Genomic DNA, 16,397 nt, shown 5'->3' with positions numbered 1-16,397 from the left:
CTTTTTTTCCTCCTACTGATTATTCTTTCACAATTTCAAACTCCGGCATTCCCTCGGAACCCGGCGCAATCTCATACTGGTCAAACACAACGACCGGATTTCCCGCCTCGTTGATATAAAATTTTGCATTCTCAGTGATTCCGGCGAACCCGCCTTCCGCTTCTGTAAAGAAGACTGCTTCACCGGCAGCGATTCTTTCCTCCATCTGATTTCTAATACTTTCATCAGCGATACGGATATAATCATCACCCAGAAGATCCTGCAGCGTCACCGTCTTACCGGTAGACAAATCCAGATTATAATACCTTGTCTCATTATACGCAGACACCCAGTTTTCTGCACCCATGACCGCAAAGGACAGGTATTGCTCTGTCTGAGATTTGATCTCGTACCACACTTTTATCTCAATATTGTGGGCGGCCCACTCTTCTTCGGTACCGCCGGTCGCCATAAACGCCTCTTTGTACTCCTCCGCCCGCTGAATGGCTTCCTGCGCATATTCTTCGCAGCGCGCGTAAATCTCTTCATTTAAGGCGTCAGCAAGACCGCTGTCCTCTCCGATCATCTCCACACTGGGAATATCCACAGAGATCGACAAATCTTCCGTCGTCTTTTCATAAGACCGGAAAGTCAGGACTCTGGCAATGGTGCCTATTACCGGAAGTTCACTCACGCTCTCCGCAAAAGCCGTACTGGTATTCAGTCCCACTGTAAACACAACGGCCAGCGCTGCTGCAGCTGCCAGTACTCTCTTTCCGATCCTGAAGTTCTGCCGTTTCCGGATTTTTTTCTTCCGCACTGCCGAATAATCAATCGCCGACCGGACAACGTCGGACAGTTCTTCCGGAATCGGGATCTCATCGTATCTTTTTTTTGCGTCTGATATCTGGGTCATGCGTCCACCTCCTGTATATTCTGTTTCAAAGTTTTCAGTCCACGATACAACCTGGCTTTTACCGTATTCAGATTTGTCTCTGTGATCTGCGCTATTTCCTGCAGGGTCAGTTCTTCATAAAATCTCAGCTTGATTACGGTCTGCACCTCCTCGTTCAGCCGATTGATCTGCTCATAGAGATCATCCTGTATGTCGTAACCTTTTTCATGATACGGGATCTCTGCTCCGGTACCATCATCCGGCAGAGGCACTTCCTTCCTCTTTCTCAACATGGCAAGACTCTCGTTTACCAGAATTCTGTAAAACCAGGCCCGGACTGCTCCGGCGTCACGCAGTGTTTCATACCGTTCCAGCGCTCTGCATATGGCGTTTTGCACAATATCAAGCGCGTCGTCTTTATTCTGCACATAACTGTAAGCCAGCCGGTAGAACCGGTTCTGATCCTCCAGGATATACTCTATCAGAATCTCGTACAAATCCTTTTCCATATCTGCTCCTTTCTTTTTCTTTCTGTTATATAGATTCCCGAAGTCGGCAAATAGTTGCAGACAAATTATTTTTTCTGGGCAGCAAAAAAGCGCCGTAAAAACGGCGCTCTTTATGGAGCCCGCGCGACGGTACTCGAACCCCGAAGATCATCGTGCTGCGGGACTATGTCGTCCTCAGAATTGCCGTATAAAGCAAAAGAACCCCGGCGGGTGCCGGGGTTCTTTTGCTTTATCATGTATTTGCTGGCAGCGCCATCATGCCACGCCCAGGATCTTCTCGACCCTGTTCAGAACGTCAGCAGGATCCAGGCCGGAGGCCTTCACCTTGCCGGCGATCTCCTGCGCCAGCACGTCGGCAGGATCCGGCTCGGCCGGCTTCGCTGCGACGCCCTGGATGGTGCAGTAGTCAGGGTTTTCGAGGTAGATCCAGCCGGCGCCGCTTTTCAGCTTGCCCCAGCCGTCTTGCACCTCGGTGATGGTGAAGACGCCCTTGCCGGTCTGGCCTCTGACCGCGTAGCTCATGCCAGGGCCCTTGCGGTAGTTCAGATCCGGAATGATGACGCGGACAGTGAAGGGCGTCGCAGGGAAGCCCTGGACGGGCTCCGGAGCCGCTTCCGGCGCCTGGGTAGTGCCGGGGCCCAGGATCTCATTGACGGCCGCAGCGATGGCGCCGTGGCGGTCGTAGAGGTACTGGCCCGGGCAGGCCTTGTTGGCGTAGTCGCGGTGCACGGTCATGTTGCAGCCGTTGGCGTGGTTGACGCGGTCGGTCTTGTTGGTGGACCAGACCAGCTTCTTGATGCCGTTGCGCTTGCAGATGTCGGCCACCAGCTTGATCAGTGCGGCGTAGGCTGCGTCGGTGACAGCGTAGGGGTGCTCGGTGTCGCTGGCGACTTCGATGGTGATGGCGCGGTTGTCGTTCTCACGGCTGGAAGTGCACCAGGAGCGATCTGCCTCATCGACGGACAGACCGATGGAGCCATCCTTGCCGACGACATAGTTGGCGGAGCATTCGCGGTCGGTAGTGGCGAAGTAGTCGCAGCCCTGCTTCGCCGTCCACTGGCCCACGATGCAGTGGATCGTGATGGTGTCGATGGCGTGGTTGCGGGGGCTGGTCTTGTTCTTGGTGATGTTGGTGTACGTTACCAGAGGGCTGTTGCTCATGGTAATCTCCTCCTTCTCTGGGGTTGCTGTAGTGTTTGCGTAGGCGTCATAGTATGCCTGGCCGAAGCCGGCCCGTTTTACCTTGACGGCGTTGCTCATGTTGGCCGGGCGCTCGTACTTGGTCAGCACAATGTCGGACGCCTCCTTCACGGTCCGGGCTGTCCGGAGCACCTGGAAGACGGCCACGTAGCCCTTCAGCTCCTGGAACATGAAATCGAGCTGCATCATTAGGTCGCCGATGGACGCGCCGGTCTTCCGGGCGTAGTTGAGCATGGCCTCCTTGCGGCTCCAGTATGTCCACTGCGCGAGGCCGTAGCCAGCGCTGTCTCGGACGAAGTTGGAGTAGCTCCCGGAGTCCACGGCGGCCGTGTACTCGGCGTCCGTGAGGCCCAGGCGCTTCTCGTAGGTGTTCTGGAGGTTTATCGGATTGAGCCCGCTCTCGGCGTAGAGGTTGCCCATCAGCCCGGCCACACCGGCCGGGCTGAAACCTTTGCAGCAGAAGTAGTTCCAGATGGTCCTCTCGGTGGAGGACCCTGTCGCCTTCACGGCTTACTCCTTGCCTGGGCTGGTGTTAGCGTCGCCCTCTGCCTTCTGTTTCAGGATGTCGATGGCCTTCACCACAACGGCAGGGATAGGCACGCCCATCAGTCCGGCGTTTTCGATAATGCTGATCGTCTCATTGGCGATGAAGGCGATGATCGTCGTGTCTCTGATGAATGTGGAGCCCGTGACCAGATCGAGGCGGCAGGCTACCAGCACCACCAGGAGAGTCGTGCCCTTACGGCAGAGACCCTTCCATCCGGCGCGACTCTCCAGGGCGCCGTCTGTGGACTTCTGGGATCTGTGAAACACGCCGGCAACGATGAGGCCGGTGGCGTAGTCCACGCCCATGAAGATCAGGAGCGTGGTCAGAGCTGCGTCCCAGCCTCCGAAAAGGCTGGCGATGAAGCCGCCCACGACTCCCACTGCTGTGCAAATTCCAGTTTTCATGTTGTGTACCTTCCTTCTTTTTATTTGCTTAGAATTATGCCCCCACGAATATCTCCGTGGGGGCATTGTGGGCTTTACTCAGTGACGAGCTCTGCCAGTTCCAGGTCGATCAGCATCTCCTTGACCTGGGGCTTGATCAGGTCAGGGACGCTGTCGTAGGTACGCTTGCCCTTGACGATCAGGGCGACGTAGATGACTGCCATGTTGTTCACCTCCTTTCTGAGCCAGGATCTGAAGCGCCGGATCATCTTACTCCTCCAGGAGCGCGCGGACTTCGTCGCGCAGATTTTCGGGCACGTCGTCGATGGTTTTGAGCCCCTTCTTGATGAGGGCTGCGTAAACTTTAGCCATAGTTATTTACCTCCGATAATCATTTCATAGACCTCAGCCAGAGCGAGCTGAAGGTCGGTGATGCTGTTGGCGTTGGTGGCCAGAGCAGCTGCGGCGAGTTCCTTCTGCTTTTCCTCAGCCGTCTTCTCGGCCAGGATAAACCAGTAGCTCTTGCCGACCTTGCTGATCTGGACCAGCTTCATGTCCTCGTGGATCTCGGTGCCGTCGGGCCCCTCGATGGTCACGCTGGAGAGTTTGCCGGCGAAGGTGTCCTCGGTGACAGCGGTGGAGCTGATGAAGTTGTTCCCGTTGAGGTTGAGGCCGTCGAGGGATGTGCCATCAGCCAGTGTAATCTTCCATGTCCTTTTTTCCATTTTGGTCTCCTTCCGAACAGCTCATAGTAGAAGCTGCTCATGTTGTAGATTTGGTCGTGTGACATAATTTTGTAGTGACTGCCCAGCCAGGACTTGAACGAGTTCTCGACGGTTGGGTAGTCGATCCGACCGGCGTCCAGCAGGCGCTTGTACGCCTTCAGCTTCCGGCGTTCCCGGGTGATGTTCTTCGGGTGGATCTTCCGGATCAGGCGGCCGGACTCCGTCAGTGAGTAGCACACCTGCAGGTGTCTGAACTGAGAGGAGAGCTTCACGATCCGGGTCTTCTTTTCGTTGATGATCAGGCCATACGCTGCAGCCTCCTTCCTGAAGCCTTCCAGCACATTCAGCAGGAACTCCTTGGAGTCTGCGATGACGTAGAAGTCGTCGGTGTAGCGGCCATAGTGGCGGATGCTCCGGACGATCTTGGCGTAGTTGTCCACCTGGTAGGGGTAGATGATGCCGATGTTCTGGGAAGGCTGCGAGCCTATGTCCACGCCCTTCCTGAGCATCTTCTCGCCGGTCAGCAGCTCCGGATCCACGCCGCAGTTGAGCATCGGGTTGACCTTGCCGGTCATCATGGCCGCGATCTCCTCGTCTGAGAAGCGGGAGACGTCCTGCTCGAAGGTCTTGAAGATCAGGCGCGTCAGCATCTCAGCGATCAGCAGCGTCTCCGGATCTTCGACCTCTCGCTCCAGAAACTGGTCGAGGACCTCGATGCACTTGTCGTGCGGTATGTTGGCATAATAGCCGGAATAATCCACCAGCAGGATGTAGCCCTCGTTGGAGCCGTGTTCCATGTAATACCGATGCAGATGCGCCTCGAAGCGTCTGCGGTGGAAGGCCACGCCCTTGTCCTTTTGGGAGGCGCCGTTGTCGTAGATCAGATACTTGCTGATCGCCGGAGTCAGGACCTCGTCACAGAGGAGGTGGTTGACGGTCTTATCCACCATGGTGTTGCTGGTGATGTAGCGCTGATGCCCGCGCTCGTTGATCGGGAACTTGGTCCCGGGATCTGGGCGGTATGCCCCGTCCATAAAGTCGCGCCGGATGTGGGCCGTGGTCAGCAGCTGCGTCATCTCGAACAGCTGGGTGCTGCGCTTGAACTTGCTGCTTTTCATGGCCTTGGTGCCGGCGTCATAAATTAAATTTGCATCATAGAATACATTCATAAAAAACCACGCGTTAGCCCCATCGGTCGTAACCGGGAGCGTCCTGGTTAGTATTTACCAGCGAGGACGCTGGACGGATGGCCTCTCCTTTCCCATAGCCGCATGCGGGAGCTTTGCCCGTAGAATGTAGTGCGGTTGTGAAATCCGGGCGGACGCCGATGGAGTTCGAGGCGTTCCAGTTGTTGGCATTGCCGTTGTTGTTGACATTGCAGAAATTCGTCGCGGACTGGACGGCACAAACAGAGGCCACCCTATAGGTGTTAGGTTTTCAGGTGCTTCAGGAAGCGGTTGTCAGACTGCCGGAGCTTCTTCACCATGTTGAACAGCTTCTCGACTTCGAGCACGATGTTCATATACCGGTTTTTGTCGGCCGGCAGCGCTTCGGCGATGTATTGGAGCTCGTCCTGGAGCTGGTTGCAGCACTTCAGCGCCTGATTGAGCTCGTTGCGTCTGTCGTCATACTCGAAGCGGTACGACGGCCAGATAGTATTGGCAGCCCTGAGATGCTGGGCGATGTCGCAGCAGAGATCGTCCACACGGTCGCGGTGTCTCTTGATAAACCAGCAGGCGTAGTCGTCCTCCAGGCTGCGGATGGCCGCAGCGACTTCCTCCCGGTGCTCCGGATCCTGGACGTGTGCGGTCTGTTTTCTGATAGCTGCCTCCAGCTTCTTCTCGCTATAGGCGAAGCTGCTGAGGAGCTCGACCGCGATCATCCTCCGGATCGTGAGCGCCTGATGGTGCGCTTCCAGATTAGAATGGGCCCGTTTACTTTTAGGGATGTCTGACACGCTATCTTATCTCCTTGATTAGATTTACCCGGCCCACAAGGGGCCGGGATTTTTGATCAATAGATCAGGAAAGCCGGGCGGACGCCGATGGAGTACGAGGCGTAACAGTTGTAGGCAATGCCGTAGTTGGGGACATCGCAGAAAGCCGTCGCGGACTGGACGTCTCTCAGCCACCAGTTCTCTCTGTTCGTGATCAGATCCGGGCGTGCCTGGAACAGAGCCAGCTGGCTCTTGTCGATGCCAGTGTCGTAGCCGTTCTGCGCTCCGCCGCCCCATGCGTAGGAGCCGTAGACCATGTGCTCGTTCATCAGGTCGATCTGGCTGTCGTACCATGCCCAGCCGGAGCTGGCGCCATTGCTGATAGCGTTGGCCAGGAGAGCCCTGTGAGTCAGGATGTGGTCTGCGCCGAAGTCAGCCTTGATGGTGGCCAGAGCATCAGCCAGGCCGGAGGTCTTCATCTTGCTGCCGTAGTAGGAGCCGGTCGTGTCGTTGGCGTCATTCATCACGCCGTTATAGAAGGACTTGTCGGGAATGACCAGCATATGATGGGTAGTCAGCTCTGTGTCCCCACAGTGCAGACGATAGTCAGCATGGGCGGCCCAGTATTTTCGGCTGTTGATGGTCCAGTAGCCGCCGGTGCGGACCTTCTCGAACTTGCCAGCACGAATGTCGGCAGACTGCTCAGCGGTGAAGCTGGCACCGAGATCGTGCTCATAGATGAAGGAGTTGGCCCTGGACGCACCGGTCTGGCCGAGCATTGCGGTCAGCTCCTTCAGGGCTTTGATGTCTTGGGCGTTGGTGCCTACCAGGCCGAAGACTTCGTTGATGGCGGCGATCAGGCTGGTCTTGTCCTCAGTTTCCAGCGTATCCAGGTCTCCGTTGATGAAGGCCTTGATGGCGCTGATAGGGATCCTCTTGACGCCTGTGCCGTCTGCGAGTCGTACCAGGAGAACGTCCTCCTCGCTGGCCACGGCAGCCAGCGCGTCGTACTCGGTGAAGCGTTTGCCGTTTGTTACGTCAATCTGCATAATGTTCCTCCTTATGCGGTTTTATATTTCCAGTCGCCGATGATCGCGTTGCCATCGTCGTCCAGGATCGGGTTGCCGTCATCGTCAACGATGTGAGTGAACAGATCGTTGTGGATGATCATGTACTCCAGCGCGGTCAGGCGCTCGTCCAGGTTGCTCGTCTTGTTGATGAGCTCGCCGGCCACGTCCTCGTTCAGAAGGCCTTGCACGGTGGCAAACCACTCGTTGAAGGCGTTCTGGCTGGTGCGCTGGAACTCTTTCAGATCCTCCGTGATGGCGGTCAGGTCTGCGTTGCCCTTGTTCTCCAGCGCCTCGATGTACTCGTCGATGGCGGCCGTGTAGCCGTCATAGGCTGCCCTGGCCATCTGCTCGAACTGGGAGTAGCTGGCGTTGGACTTGGCCACAAATTCAGCATAGAAGGCATTGAACTGGTCATAGAAGGCCTCGGTGTCGATGCTGTCGATGAACTGGGTGATGTAGCCGCAGACTGCGCTGTTGGGGCGGGTGTCGCTGATGGAGCTCTGGGTGATGACGGTCTGGTTGGCGCTGATCGTCACATTCGCCAGGCCCAGCTCGTAGTAGTCGCCGCTGACGGGCTGGATGAGCTCCGGAGCTTGGGGCGTTGCCGCTGCCGTGCCGGTCTTCACGATGATCTCGCAGAGGCGCTCCAGGTAGTTGCAGCGCAGCACGATGCGGTCGATGCGGCTGTAGCTCGTAGGAGCTGCGGCCAGCTCGAAGATGGCGACGGCGGGGTCATAGGCGAAGGCGCCGTTAATCAGGCCGAAGCCGGGCTGGACCTTAACAGTGAGGCCCGTGTCGCCTGCCAGAACTTTGAAGCAGTCGGCAGGCTTGGCCAGCACGCCATTGGTCAACAGTTTGGAAAAGAGCAGGCGGAACAGTTCCGACGTCTCTGCTCTGTCAAAAATAGGCATACCCTCGGAGTCCACGCCGGTGATCTCCGAGTCAAAATAGCCGTATCTCATGGCCATGTTAAAATACCTCCCTTTGGATGATTTTCGTGATACTGGTCATCTGGTCATTGCCGAAGACAACGGAGAGGGTCTGCTTGCTGCCCTCGTAGACCTCCTGGATCTCAGTGATCCGCTTGGTGGTCTCGATGCCGACGTCGGCGTAGCGGTAGGTGCAGAGGTCGCCCAGGTCGAAGTCCACGCCGTAGGTCAGGTTGGCGCTGGGATCCACGTCGCTGTTGACCGTCTCGATTTTCTCGTACTCTGCCAGCTTTTCCAGACCGCGCTGGTAGAGCAGCGCCTGGTACTGTGCGGCCGTGTAGGTCTGCTCGTTGCCGTCCTCGTCCTGGTAGGTGCTCTGGAGATCCCGAGCATCCACCCAGAGCTCCCGGCGTTCCTCGTCCGCACTCTGGCGGAGATCCACCTCCACAATGACGCGGGCGGAGCCTTCGCCCTCGCCGGCGACGTAGGCGTAGTTCTTGCAGTCGGACTCGTCCCGGTCATACACGGCATTTTTTACGTTGTAGAAGCTGTCGGAGAAGATCGCCCAGCTGTTCTCGGTCTGGTCATCCGTTCTGTCCTTGCCTTTCCACACTTCGAAGCTGAGGGTGTTGGTCAGGTAGTCGTAGACCAGGCGATGGCTGAGCTCCTGGGTCTTCTCGATCTCGTAGAGCTTGTCGCCCAGCTTGTCGCCGGTGGCCGTGACCGTGACGCTCGTGCCGACGCCTGTCAGAGCCCCCAGCTGTATCTGTGGGATCCCGCGGTTGGTGTCGGCCGGGTTGATCACGCAGCGGTCCACCAGTTTCCGACCGATGCTCTCCGGCGTCCCGGAGAGGCTGACCTGGGGATGGATCACACGGTCGTTCAGCAGCTCCTCGCAGAAGTAGCCCTTGCAATAGGCTGTCCGGGCGCCTTTGGCGTCCCTGGCGAAGTTGACCTCTCGGATCACGCCCAGGTCCTTCCGGTCGTTCCGGTAGAGATAGCGGCCGATGTTCATCAGCTCGAAAAACTCGGCGGGAGTATGCAATTCAAAAAGGCCCGAGGCATAATACCGGCGGTCCCAGATGAGTGTATTGAACACGCTGACGACGCCCAGCGTGTCGAAGTTCTGGTCGAGGATGATCAAATTCATGCGCTACACCCCCAAATACTTCGGAGTGTAGAACAGATTGACGTCCAGGTTGGTGTAGTTCTCATCTGCGTCGTACTCCAGATAGTTGTCGCCCACTTCCAGCTTGAAGGGCTCACTCCGGCGGTCGATGTGCTGGTAATAGTTGACGCCGTTCAGAGTGATGACCTGGTGCCGGTCGTTGGTGTCGATGAGAAGCACGTCGCCGGTCTGCATCGTGACATTCACGCGCATGAACTGGCCCGTGCCGGTGTTTGTGATCTTAGGGTTGACCACGGCGCCCCTGGTGGCGATGAACTGGATCTGGACGCCTGTCGGAACGTCGCCGTCATTGCTCAGCACCACCTCTTTGTGCAGCGTTCTATAGCCCATCGTGCTGCCGCCCAGGAGGAGGCCACGGGCTTCGGCCTTGTAGTCCAGCTTGCCCGTCTCCATCCTTTTACTGAGCATCCTCCAGGGGAAAGCGAACAGCGGCGAGATGTTCGCCATGTTCTTGCCGAAGTTGTCCACGTTGAGCATATACGGGTCCGGACAGATCAGATCCACCAGGATCTTCAGCTTGTTGTCCAGGTTTTTCATGGCCGCGAAGGTCCAGCCCTCCAGCTCGTACTCGATGTTGCGGCTGACGCCCATGTTGGTGATGCGCGCCTTGCCGGTGTACTTCGGATTGAAAAACTTGATCACTTTCGCCCGGTTTTCCGGGTTGTTTTTGTTGCTTCTAAAACTGGCCTCGATGTGGATGGGCCTTGGCTTGATCTTCTTGCCATCGACGGACGCCCCGTCCACCAGGGCGTTGTCTGATGTGCTGATCTCGACCTCGGAGGACTCCAGGCCGGACACGGCAGTGATGTCGATGTCCTCGCCCGGTCCCATTTTGAGGGTCTTGCCGTTACAGGTCAGCTCTATGGTTAATGTATTTACTGTCATTTCACACCTCCGACCATGTTCCGCAGAGCCTCCCGCTGTGTCTTGGCCACTTCGGAAGGTGTAGCCACGGGCACGTTGTAGGTGTTGCTCTGCTCCATGCGATTGTCATAGTAGACGGTGGTGCCGGCGCCTGCCATCCTCAGCCCCGCTGCGTGCGAGGCTCCGACGGAAAGCTTGCCGGCGGTCGCCGACATCTCGGCCCGCATGGCGCTGACGAGCTCGCTGGCCTTGGCTTCCATGTCCTTCAGTGTCGCAGGCATAGACTTGTCCAGCCCCTTGCTCACGCCGGGCATGATCCAGCGGCCGACCTCGTCCGCGAACTCTTTAGACGGAGAGTTAATGCCGAGGGCGTCCTTCGCTGCGTCCAGCAGGCTGCTGGCCAGGCTGCTGACCTTATTCGTCAGCCAGCTCCAGCCGGAGCTGATGCCGTTCCAGATGCCGCTGATGATATTGCTGCCGATCTCCGCCATCTTGCTCGGCAGGCTTGCCAGGCCGTTGACGATGGAGTTGAACAGCTGGGTCGCCGCTGCGGCGCCCTTCTGAGCCAGCTGAGTGCCCCAGGTGACGACCTTCTGGGCCGCCTGGCTCAGATAGTCCCAGACCTTGCCCGGGAGCTGCTGGAGCGTGCTGGCGACCTTGCTGAGCATATTGCTCGCAGCGGTCGAAGCGTTGGAGACCATCTGCTGGCCCCATGCCACCACCTTATTGACGGCATTGACCAGGTGCGTCCAGATCTTTCCGGGCAGCTCCTGGATGATGCTGTTGACCTTGCTGAGCATATTGCTCATTGCGGTCGAGGCGTTGCTGAGCATCTGCTGGCCCCACTGCACGACCTTGGTCACTGCGTTGACCAGGTGCGTCCACACCTGTCCCGGCAGCTGTCTCAGGACGTTGGAGATCTTGGTGCCCATGTCGGTGATGGCCTTTTGAGCCTTGGTCGCCATGTCGGCGCCCCACTCCTGAAGGTCCGCCAGGATCTCAGAAAATACCTGAGCCACCTGATCGGGCAGAGTTGCCAGGCCATTGATCAGACCGTCTACAATGTAGCCACCCTGTTCGGCCATGACCGTGCTCGGACTGTTGATGCCGAGGAAGTCCTTGATGCCGTTGAGGATGTTGCTGCCCAGCTCACACGCTGCGTCCCATACCTGGGAGGCTCCGTTGGCCAGTCCAGTCACGATGCCGTTGATGATCTCTGGCACGGCCTCGCCGATCTTGGCGATAATATCCGGCACGGCCTCCTTGATCTGGCCCCAGAGCTCTTTGGCGCTCTCCAGGACCTGCGGACCGGCCGCGATGAGGCCGTCAATGATTGCCGTAATGATGTCGGGCAGAGCTGCGACCAGCTCGATGACGATAGTCGGGATGGCCTCGATCAGAGCCATCAGGAGCTCGATGCCAGCCGCCAGAATATCGGGCGCGGATGCCGCCAGAGTCGTCACGACGGACTCGATGATCTGCGGAAGGGCGTCTACCAGCGCGTCGATGATGACGGGAAGGGCGTCCACCAGTGCCATCAGGAGCTCGATGCCGGCGTCAATGATCTGCGGGACGGCCGAGATCAGGAACTGCACGATGGCGCTGATGATCTCCGGCAGGGCGTCGATCAACACGGGAAGCGCTGCAAGGATGCCGTCCGCCAGGCCCATGATCAGCTGGAGAGCGCAGTCCAGGATCGCCGGCAGCTGGTCGATCAGTGTGGTCACGGTGTAGGCGATCAGCTCGACGAGGGCCGGCAGTAATGTCGGCAGCATGGAGCTGATGCCGTTGACGATACCGGTGAAAATATCCACCAGGCAGCCCAGGAAAGAGCCCAGGCCGTCGCTGCTGATGAAGTCCGTGATGCCTTCGACGATTGTCTCGGCAGCAGCCACAAAGTCAAAGTTCTGCACGACGTCACGGAGCTGCTCCATGATACTCTTGCCGGCAGAAAGCACGGCAGGCACGATGGCAGAGACCAGATCCGGGATCTGCTTCACGATGGCACCAGCCAGAGCCGGCAGCGTCTCAGCGAAGCGCGGGATGAGTTCGCCCAAAACTCTGACGACGTTGTCGGCGGCTGTGGCGAAGGCGTCGGCCAGCTGGTCGGCGTCGCTCGACCCATTCATAAAGTTATCCCAGGCGGCCTTGGCGGAAGCCAGAGAGCCCTCCAGGGTCTCCGATGCCTCTTTCGCTGTCGTGCCGGTGATCCCCATCTCCTCCTGGATGACATGGATCGCCTGGTATACGTCGTTCAGGTTGTTGATGTCATACTTGACGCCCGTCAGCTCCTGAGCGTCGGCCAGCAGTCGCTCCATCTCGGTCTTCGTGCCGCCGTAGCCCAGCTTCAGATTGTCCAGCATGGTGTAGTTCTGCTTTGCGAAGCCCTGATAGGCGTCCTGGATGCGGTCCATGGAGGTGCCCATCTTGTTCGCATTGTCGGCCATGTCGATGATGGCCATGTCCGCCACCTTGGCGGCTTCCTCAGTATTTCCGCTGAGGGACTGGAGCAGGGACGCCGAGAAACTCGTGACCGTGCTCATGTAATCGTTGGCAGACATTCCCGCCGTCTGGTAGGCTCTGTCTGCTGCGGCGATGACTGCGTCGGCTGTGTTGCCGAACAGCGTCTCGACGCCGCCCACGTTCTGTTCGAGAGCGCCCACGCTATCGAGGGCCGTCTTACCGAGGTTGACCAGGCTATCGACTGCCCTGGTCATCATCTGGCCGCTGAACACGCCCAGCGCCTGCTGGGCGATGTTCGCGACCTTGCCCATCCCCGACTGTAGACCGCCGGAGTCCAGGCTTGTATCAAATCTTAGGGTTCCATCTGATGCCATGACCGTACCTCGCTACCATTCAAAAGTGCGGCGGGGTTTCCGCCGTTCATAAGTAGTTTGTTAAGGTCACTTTCGAGCTGCTGTCGGTCAGCCGACTGAGGGAGCGCATAGACGCGCTTCATGTGCTCATAGTGCTGCCGTTGCTCCTTGGAGATCTTGGCCGGGATCTTCATCGTGCGGTAGCCGATGATCTTGACCAGCTGAGTGTCTTCCGGGAGCGATCTAAAGAGTGCTCGGAACTGCCACCAGTGGAGGGGATGCCGCGCCAGATCCAGACCGTAGGCCTGCATAAACGCGGAGTAAATATAGTCAGCGTCGTGCTCGTAGGAAAAAGGCGGATCTTCTTCGGCGGCTCCGGACTTTTCGCCCGTCGTCTCTGCGGGATCCGTGCCGCAGCGGTAAAACCAGACCAGCCTGCTGAGGGCCTCGTCGAGCACGTCATAGTCGAAGACGACGCCGGGGAAATACAGGTGCAGAGCGGTCTGGAGCTTCTCCAGGTCGTCCAGCCCTGGGTCTTGCAGTAGTTCCTCGAACAAAATGCCCGTGCGGAAGTCACTGCTGATCGGGACCTGCTGGCCTGCGATCTCGACCTGTTCCGGCAGTCCGTCGATCAATAAATTCAGTGCTTTTTACCCTTGCCGTGCTTCTGAGAGACGAACTGCGCGGTCTGCATATTACGGACGGCGTTCTGCTGGCGCTGGGTGTAGCGGTTGGTGAAGTCGTTGAGGGTCTTGCGTTCTCCCGCAGCCCACTCGCTCACCTTCTCGATGGCCTTCAGGTGCTCCATGACGTTCATCTTGCCGCCGAACAGCTTGGCCGCTGTGCCGGCACCGAAGATCTCGTCGAAGCAGACATTGACCACCTCGCACTGTGCGCGGTAGTTGGCCGCAGCAGTCGGGAAGTTTTCGCCTCTTTTCTGCTGAGCCGTGTCGCGCATTTTGATCATCGCGGTCTCGAACTTCTCCATGAAGTCGGCGTCCATAAGATCGCCTTCGAGCTTGACATTGTTAATAATCAATTCCATTATTCTGTTTTCCTCCATTGGTCGGTGCTATAAAAAAGCACCAGCAGGCTGCACCGTTTGGCCTGCTGGTGCCTGGTCGCTCACTGCCTGATTAGGCCAGTCGCGCGGAGCCAGTTGTTGCGTTGTTAGGCGTCGTACTTGCCGCTGAAGTTGCCGGCCGTGAACTGCTTGGTCACGGTGTCAAACTTGCCCTGAACGGGATCGCCGACCGCGTGCAGCACGCCGGAGACGCTGATCTTCTCGCCACCAGCGCCGGAGTTGTCGCTGACCTCATTGGCCACGGTGAACTGGCGGGCAGTGAACTCGGCAGCATCCTCGGTGGCTTCGCCGATAGGGTTGAAAAGCTCGACGCGGACGTATTTCAGCTGGGCGTCAGTGCCGGTCGCATGATCGCGGCCCATCTTCCAGAGCTTATAGATCGCCTTCTGGGAAGGGATCAGACGGGACTCATAGGAGAACTCTGTCTCGTAGCTGGTGATGTCAGTGGTGGCAGTGACCTCGTTGATGTAGGTCTCGCTGTCGGTCTGTGCGTTGGGGCTCTCGTCCAGAGTGGTGAAGCCGGTGCCCATGAGCTCGTAGGTGCCGTCGATCTCGGCATAGTCCGCGATGGCGTTGCGGAGCAGGGCAGCACGACTCTCGTCAAAGAGCTGAAGATCAAACTTTTTCATGTGCTTATGCCTCCTTGTGATAGATGAGTTCTAACTGGATTTGATAGCGTGCGTTCCTCATGGACTCGTCGAACATATAGCCAGACGAGAGCACGCTGAGCTGTTCCGGGTGCATACCTTCCGGCAGCTCCGGAAAATTGCCGGCCGCCTCCTGATCTTCGACCCAGTTGGCGAAGTCCTCGTAGAAGGTGCTGTTGGCGATGTTCTGGAGCCGGTCCATGCTGTAATACTCCCGGCTGCCGAAGTTGAACTGGTAGCGCCGGTCAGAGCTGCCATCGATGTACGTCTCGATGATGGGGTTGAAAATCCCCGTCTCGATGGTGTACTCCTGCGGCTGGTCTCCCAGGGCGTCCACGCGGAACACTCCGGCATTGAGGAGAGGGCAGTCCTTGAAGAAGTCAGCGACGCCCTCGATGATTGACTTGACCATTTCGGGCCTCCTTTACTTGTTGACCAGCTTCAGGATCTGCGTCCTGTGTGCGGTTTTCATTCGTTCAAACCACATACCGCCACGCCTGGAGTCATAGCTCCGGGTCGTGCTGGTGTTGTAATACTGACGCCGGGCGTATGGTGCGATGTACTTCACCTCGCCGGAGCCGATGACTGTGCCCAGGGTGCCGGATCGTTCCAGGGCGCCGGTCCGTTTAGGGACCATCGGAGCGCAGAGCCGGAGCACTTCGCTGTCTATGATCTCCTGCTTCTTGCTGAGCACTTCGTTCATTCTCGGGGCGCAGCCGGCGTTCCAGATCAGCTCGGCCTTGCCGTTCTTTCCCTGGATGATGGCGCCCCTGGGGTTGGTGATAGGCTTAAACGCCATTTTACTCGCCTCCGATCCTCCAGTGCTTCACGGCGGCCGAGCCTCTGATGGTGTTGTCCGCGTACTCCTTGACGTAGATCAGATGGCCGAGCGCCTCCATCTGCTTCTGATCGACCGGAGCCGTCAGCTCGGTCGCCATAGGCAGCACATAGTCGCCGGTCTGGAGCGTCCACGCCTTGGCGGCTGCATCCTCGTCCAGCTGGCGGAACTTATCCGCCGGGACGTAGCTCCGGCCGTCCTGGATCTTCGCTCCCAGCGGGATCCTCAGCTTGTAGGCGAGGCTCTGGGAGTGAGCTCCGTCCGTAGAGTGGCCGGAGCTCTTGTTCTCCAGGAAGGACGCGCTGCGGATGCAGGTCGGGAAGTAGACCTCGCGCCGATCAGCGCCCAGGCGTTTGTTAAAGACTGTTATCGCAGTCTGCACATACATGGCGGCAGCCTCCCTTCAGGGATCGGCTCAGCCATCCGGTCGGCAGCAGGTAGACGCGGACCGCTTCGAGGATCTTCTTGCGGAGCAGCTCCTCAGCGGTCTGGCCATCCTGGCCCTCCGTGATGTAGGTCACGGAGTAGCCGTCGTTGGTCTCGCTTTTCACACCTGCAGCCTGGTTGCCGTTTGCACTGGCCTGGTTGTTATGATAATGGACGACCTCCGCCGCAGCGCAGACCGCGAGCTTCACGCGGTTGTCCTCTTTGGCGAAGATGTCCCCGTTGATATAGGTCAGGTAGCCGATGACCGCCTCCGCTTTGGCCTCGACTTTGGAGAAGTCAGCCTCGGGGATCGTGTCCCCGAAGGTCTGCTTGTAAAAATCATAGGAGACGTACATCAGG

General features: G+C 58.1%; 21 protein-coding genes. All 21 read right to left on the bottom strand.

Annotated features, from left to right (window positions below):
- Positions 1-19 precede the first annotated feature (19 nt).
- Positions 20-895: a DUF3298 and DUF4163 domain-containing protein gene (locus B5F29_RS11735; RefSeq protein ID WP_087154818.1), complete on the bottom strand. Its 876-nt coding sequence runs from the start codon at positions 893-895 to the stop codon at positions 20-22.
- Entirely contained in the window at positions 892-1,383 is a 492-nt protein-coding gene (locus B5F29_RS11730; RefSeq protein WP_087154817.1) for an RNA polymerase sigma factor, read from the bottom strand. The genes B5F29_RS11735 and B5F29_RS11730 overlap by 4 nt, the downstream gene beginning before the upstream one ends.
- A 255-nt stretch (positions 1,384-1,638) precedes the next feature.
- Complete coding sequence (locus B5F29_RS16455; RefSeq protein WP_242955653.1) at positions 1,639-3,090, bottom strand: phage tail tip lysozyme; 1,452 nt, start codon at positions 3,088-3,090, stop codon at positions 1,639-1,641.
- Positions 3,091-3,093: 3 nt separating this feature from the next.
- On the bottom strand, positions 3,094-3,534 hold the full coding sequence (locus B5F29_RS11720; RefSeq protein ID WP_087154816.1) for a phage holin family protein: 441 nt from the start codon (positions 3,532-3,534) through the stop codon (positions 3,094-3,096).
- Between the two features lie 74 nt (positions 3,535-3,608).
- Positions 3,609-3,737, bottom strand: a complete 129-nt coding sequence (locus B5F29_RS16990; protein WP_308132632.1) for a CD1375 family protein — start codon at positions 3,735-3,737, stop codon at positions 3,609-3,611.
- A gap of 46 nt (positions 3,738-3,783) precedes the next feature.
- Positions 3,784-3,885, bottom strand: a complete 102-nt coding sequence (locus B5F29_RS16985; protein WP_275532934.1) for a CD1375 family protein — start codon at positions 3,883-3,885, stop codon at positions 3,784-3,786.
- Positions 3,886-3,887: 2 nt separating this feature from the next.
- Positions 3,888-4,109: a hypothetical protein gene (locus tag B5F29_RS11715; protein ID WP_087154815.1), complete on the bottom strand. Its 222-nt coding sequence runs from the start codon at positions 4,107-4,109 to the stop codon at positions 3,888-3,890.
- Positions 4,106-5,407, bottom strand: a complete 1,302-nt coding sequence (locus B5F29_RS11710) for an RNA-directed DNA polymerase (RefSeq protein WP_087154814.1) — start codon at positions 5,405-5,407, stop codon at positions 4,106-4,108. The genes B5F29_RS11715 and B5F29_RS11710 overlap by 4 nt, the downstream gene beginning before the upstream one ends.
- Before the next feature lie 260 nt (positions 5,408-5,667).
- A complete protein-coding gene (locus tag B5F29_RS11705) occupies positions 5,668-6,120 on the bottom strand; it encodes a hypothetical protein (RefSeq protein ID WP_143449151.1) in 453 nt (150 codons plus the stop codon).
- Between the two features lie 131 nt (positions 6,121-6,251).
- Complete coding sequence (locus tag B5F29_RS11700; protein WP_087154812.1) at positions 6,252-7,223, bottom strand: hypothetical protein; 972 nt, start codon at positions 7,221-7,223, stop codon at positions 6,252-6,254.
- Positions 7,224-7,234: 11 nt separating this feature from the next.
- On the bottom strand, positions 7,235-8,212 hold the full coding sequence (locus B5F29_RS11695) for a hypothetical protein (RefSeq protein WP_087154811.1): 978 nt from the start codon (positions 8,210-8,212) through the stop codon (positions 7,235-7,237).
- 1 nt (position 8,213) lies between these two features.
- Positions 8,214-9,323 (bottom strand): siphovirus ReqiPepy6 Gp37-like family protein, encoded by a 1,110-nt coding sequence (locus tag B5F29_RS11690; RefSeq protein ID WP_087154810.1) that lies wholly within the window; start codon positions 9,321-9,323, stop codon positions 8,214-8,216.
- A gap of 3 nt (positions 9,324-9,326) precedes the next feature.
- Positions 9,327-10,247, bottom strand: coding sequence for a phage distal tail protein (locus tag B5F29_RS11685; RefSeq protein WP_087154809.1), 921 nt, complete (start codon positions 10,245-10,247; stop codon positions 9,327-9,329).
- Positions 10,244-13,063: a phage tail protein gene (locus tag B5F29_RS11680; RefSeq protein WP_162608415.1), complete on the bottom strand. Its 2,820-nt coding sequence runs from the start codon at positions 13,061-13,063 to the stop codon at positions 10,244-10,246. Before B5F29_RS11680 ends, B5F29_RS11685 begins: the two co-directional genes overlap by 4 nt.
- Positions 13,042-13,677: a bacteriophage Gp15 family protein gene (locus B5F29_RS11675; RefSeq protein WP_242955652.1), complete on the bottom strand. Its 636-nt coding sequence runs from the start codon at positions 13,675-13,677 to the stop codon at positions 13,042-13,044. The genes B5F29_RS11680 and B5F29_RS11675 overlap by 22 nt, the downstream gene beginning before the upstream one ends.
- Positions 13,678-13,682: 5 nt before the next feature.
- Positions 13,683-14,087, bottom strand: coding sequence for a DUF6673 family protein (locus tag B5F29_RS11670; protein WP_087154806.1), 405 nt, complete (start codon positions 14,085-14,087; stop codon positions 13,683-13,685).
- Positions 14,088-14,212: 125 nt separating this feature from the next.
- Complete coding sequence (locus B5F29_RS11665; RefSeq protein WP_087154805.1) at positions 14,213-14,755, bottom strand: hypothetical protein; 543 nt, start codon at positions 14,753-14,755, stop codon at positions 14,213-14,215.
- A gap of 4 nt (positions 14,756-14,759) precedes the next feature.
- Positions 14,760-15,185 (bottom strand): hypothetical protein, encoded by a 426-nt coding sequence (locus tag B5F29_RS11660; RefSeq protein WP_087154804.1) that lies wholly within the window; start codon positions 15,183-15,185, stop codon positions 14,760-14,762.
- Positions 15,186-15,197: 12 nt separating this feature from the next.
- Positions 15,198-15,572 (bottom strand): minor capsid protein, encoded by a 375-nt coding sequence (locus tag B5F29_RS11655; protein WP_087154803.1) that lies wholly within the window; start codon positions 15,570-15,572, stop codon positions 15,198-15,200.
- Between the two features lies 1 nt (position 15,573).
- Complete coding sequence (locus B5F29_RS11650; protein ID WP_087154802.1) at positions 15,574-15,999, bottom strand: hypothetical protein; 426 nt, start codon at positions 15,997-15,999, stop codon at positions 15,574-15,576.
- The gene (locus B5F29_RS11645) at positions 15,968-16,393 is read right to left on the bottom strand and encodes a hypothetical protein (protein WP_087154801.1); all 426 of its coding nucleotides are present in this window, start codon (positions 16,391-16,393) and stop codon (positions 15,968-15,970) included. The genes B5F29_RS11650 and B5F29_RS11645 overlap by 32 nt, the downstream gene beginning before the upstream one ends.
- Positions 16,394-16,397 lie beyond the last annotated feature (4 nt).

It is taken from the genome of Lachnoclostridium sp. An196, from assembly GCF_002160135.1.
Classification (GTDB): domain Bacteria; phylum Bacillota; class Clostridia; order Lachnospirales; family Lachnospiraceae; genus Hominiventricola; species Hominiventricola avistercoris.
The sequence above is the reverse complement of the archived record's forward strand: the minus strand, read 5'-3'. Positions and strand labels throughout refer to the sequence as shown.

Bases quoted from the DNA above. Each gene is read 5' to 3' on its own strand.
- B5F29_RS11690 (WP_087154810.1), bottom strand. From the start codon at position 9,323: ATGAATTTGATCATCCTCGACCAGAACTTCGACACGCTGGGCGTCGTC.
- B5F29_RS11645 (WP_087154801.1), bottom strand. From the start codon at position 16,393: ATGTACGTCTCCTATGATTTTTACAAGCAGACCTTCGGGGACACGATC.
- B5F29_RS11665 (WP_087154805.1), bottom strand. From the start codon at position 14,755: ATGAAAAAGTTTGATCTTCAGCTCTTTGACGAGAGTCGTGCTGCCCTG.
- B5F29_RS11730 (WP_087154817.1), bottom strand. From the start codon at position 1,383: ATGGAAAAGGATTTGTACGAGATTCTGATAGAGTATATCCTGGAGGAT.
- B5F29_RS11660 (WP_087154804.1), bottom strand. From the start codon at position 15,185: ATGGTCAAGTCAATCATCGAGGGCGTCGCTGACTTCTTCAAGGACTGC.
- B5F29_RS11650 (WP_087154802.1), bottom strand. From the start codon at position 15,999: ATGTATGTGCAGACTGCGATAACAGTCTTTAACAAACGCCTGGGCGCT.
- B5F29_RS11685 (WP_087154809.1), bottom strand. From the start codon at position 10,247: ATGACAGTAAATACATTAACCATAGAGCTGACCTGTAACGGCAAGACC.
- B5F29_RS11710 (WP_087154814.1), bottom strand. From the start codon at position 5,407: ATGAATGTATTCTATGATGCAAATTTAATTTATGACGCCGGCACCAAG.
- B5F29_RS11680 (WP_162608415.1), bottom strand. From the start codon at position 13,063: ATGGCATCAGATGGAACCCTAAGATTTGATACAAGCCTGGACTCCGGC.
- B5F29_RS11705 (WP_143449151.1), bottom strand. From the start codon at position 6,120: ATGATCGCGGTCGAGCTCCTCAGCAGCTTCGCCTATAGCGAGAAGAAG.
- B5F29_RS11670 (WP_087154806.1), bottom strand. From the start codon at position 14,087: ATGGAATTGATTATTAACAATGTCAAGCTCGAAGGCGATCTTATGGAC.
- B5F29_RS11735 (WP_087154818.1), bottom strand. From the start codon at position 895: ATGACCCAGATATCAGACGCAAAAAAAAGATACGATGAGATCCCGATT.
- B5F29_RS11720 (WP_087154816.1), bottom strand. From the start codon at position 3,534: ATGAAAACTGGAATTTGCACAGCAGTGGGAGTCGTGGGCGGCTTCATC.
- B5F29_RS11695 (WP_087154811.1), bottom strand. From the start codon at position 8,212: ATGGCCATGAGATACGGCTATTTTGACTCGGAGATCACCGGCGTGGAC.
- B5F29_RS16985 (WP_275532934.1), bottom strand. From the start codon at position 3,885: ATGGCTAAAGTTTACGCAGCCCTCATCAAGAAGGGGCTCAAAACCATC.
- B5F29_RS11655 (WP_087154803.1), bottom strand. From the start codon at position 15,572: ATGGCGTTTAAGCCTATCACCAACCCCAGGGGCGCCATCATCCAGGGA.
- B5F29_RS11700 (WP_087154812.1), bottom strand. From the start codon at position 7,223: ATGCAGATTGACGTAACAAACGGCAAACGCTTCACCGAGTACGACGCG.
- B5F29_RS16990 (WP_308132632.1), bottom strand. From the start codon at position 3,737: ATGGCAGTCATCTACGTCGCCCTGATCGTCAAGGGCAAGCGTACCTAC.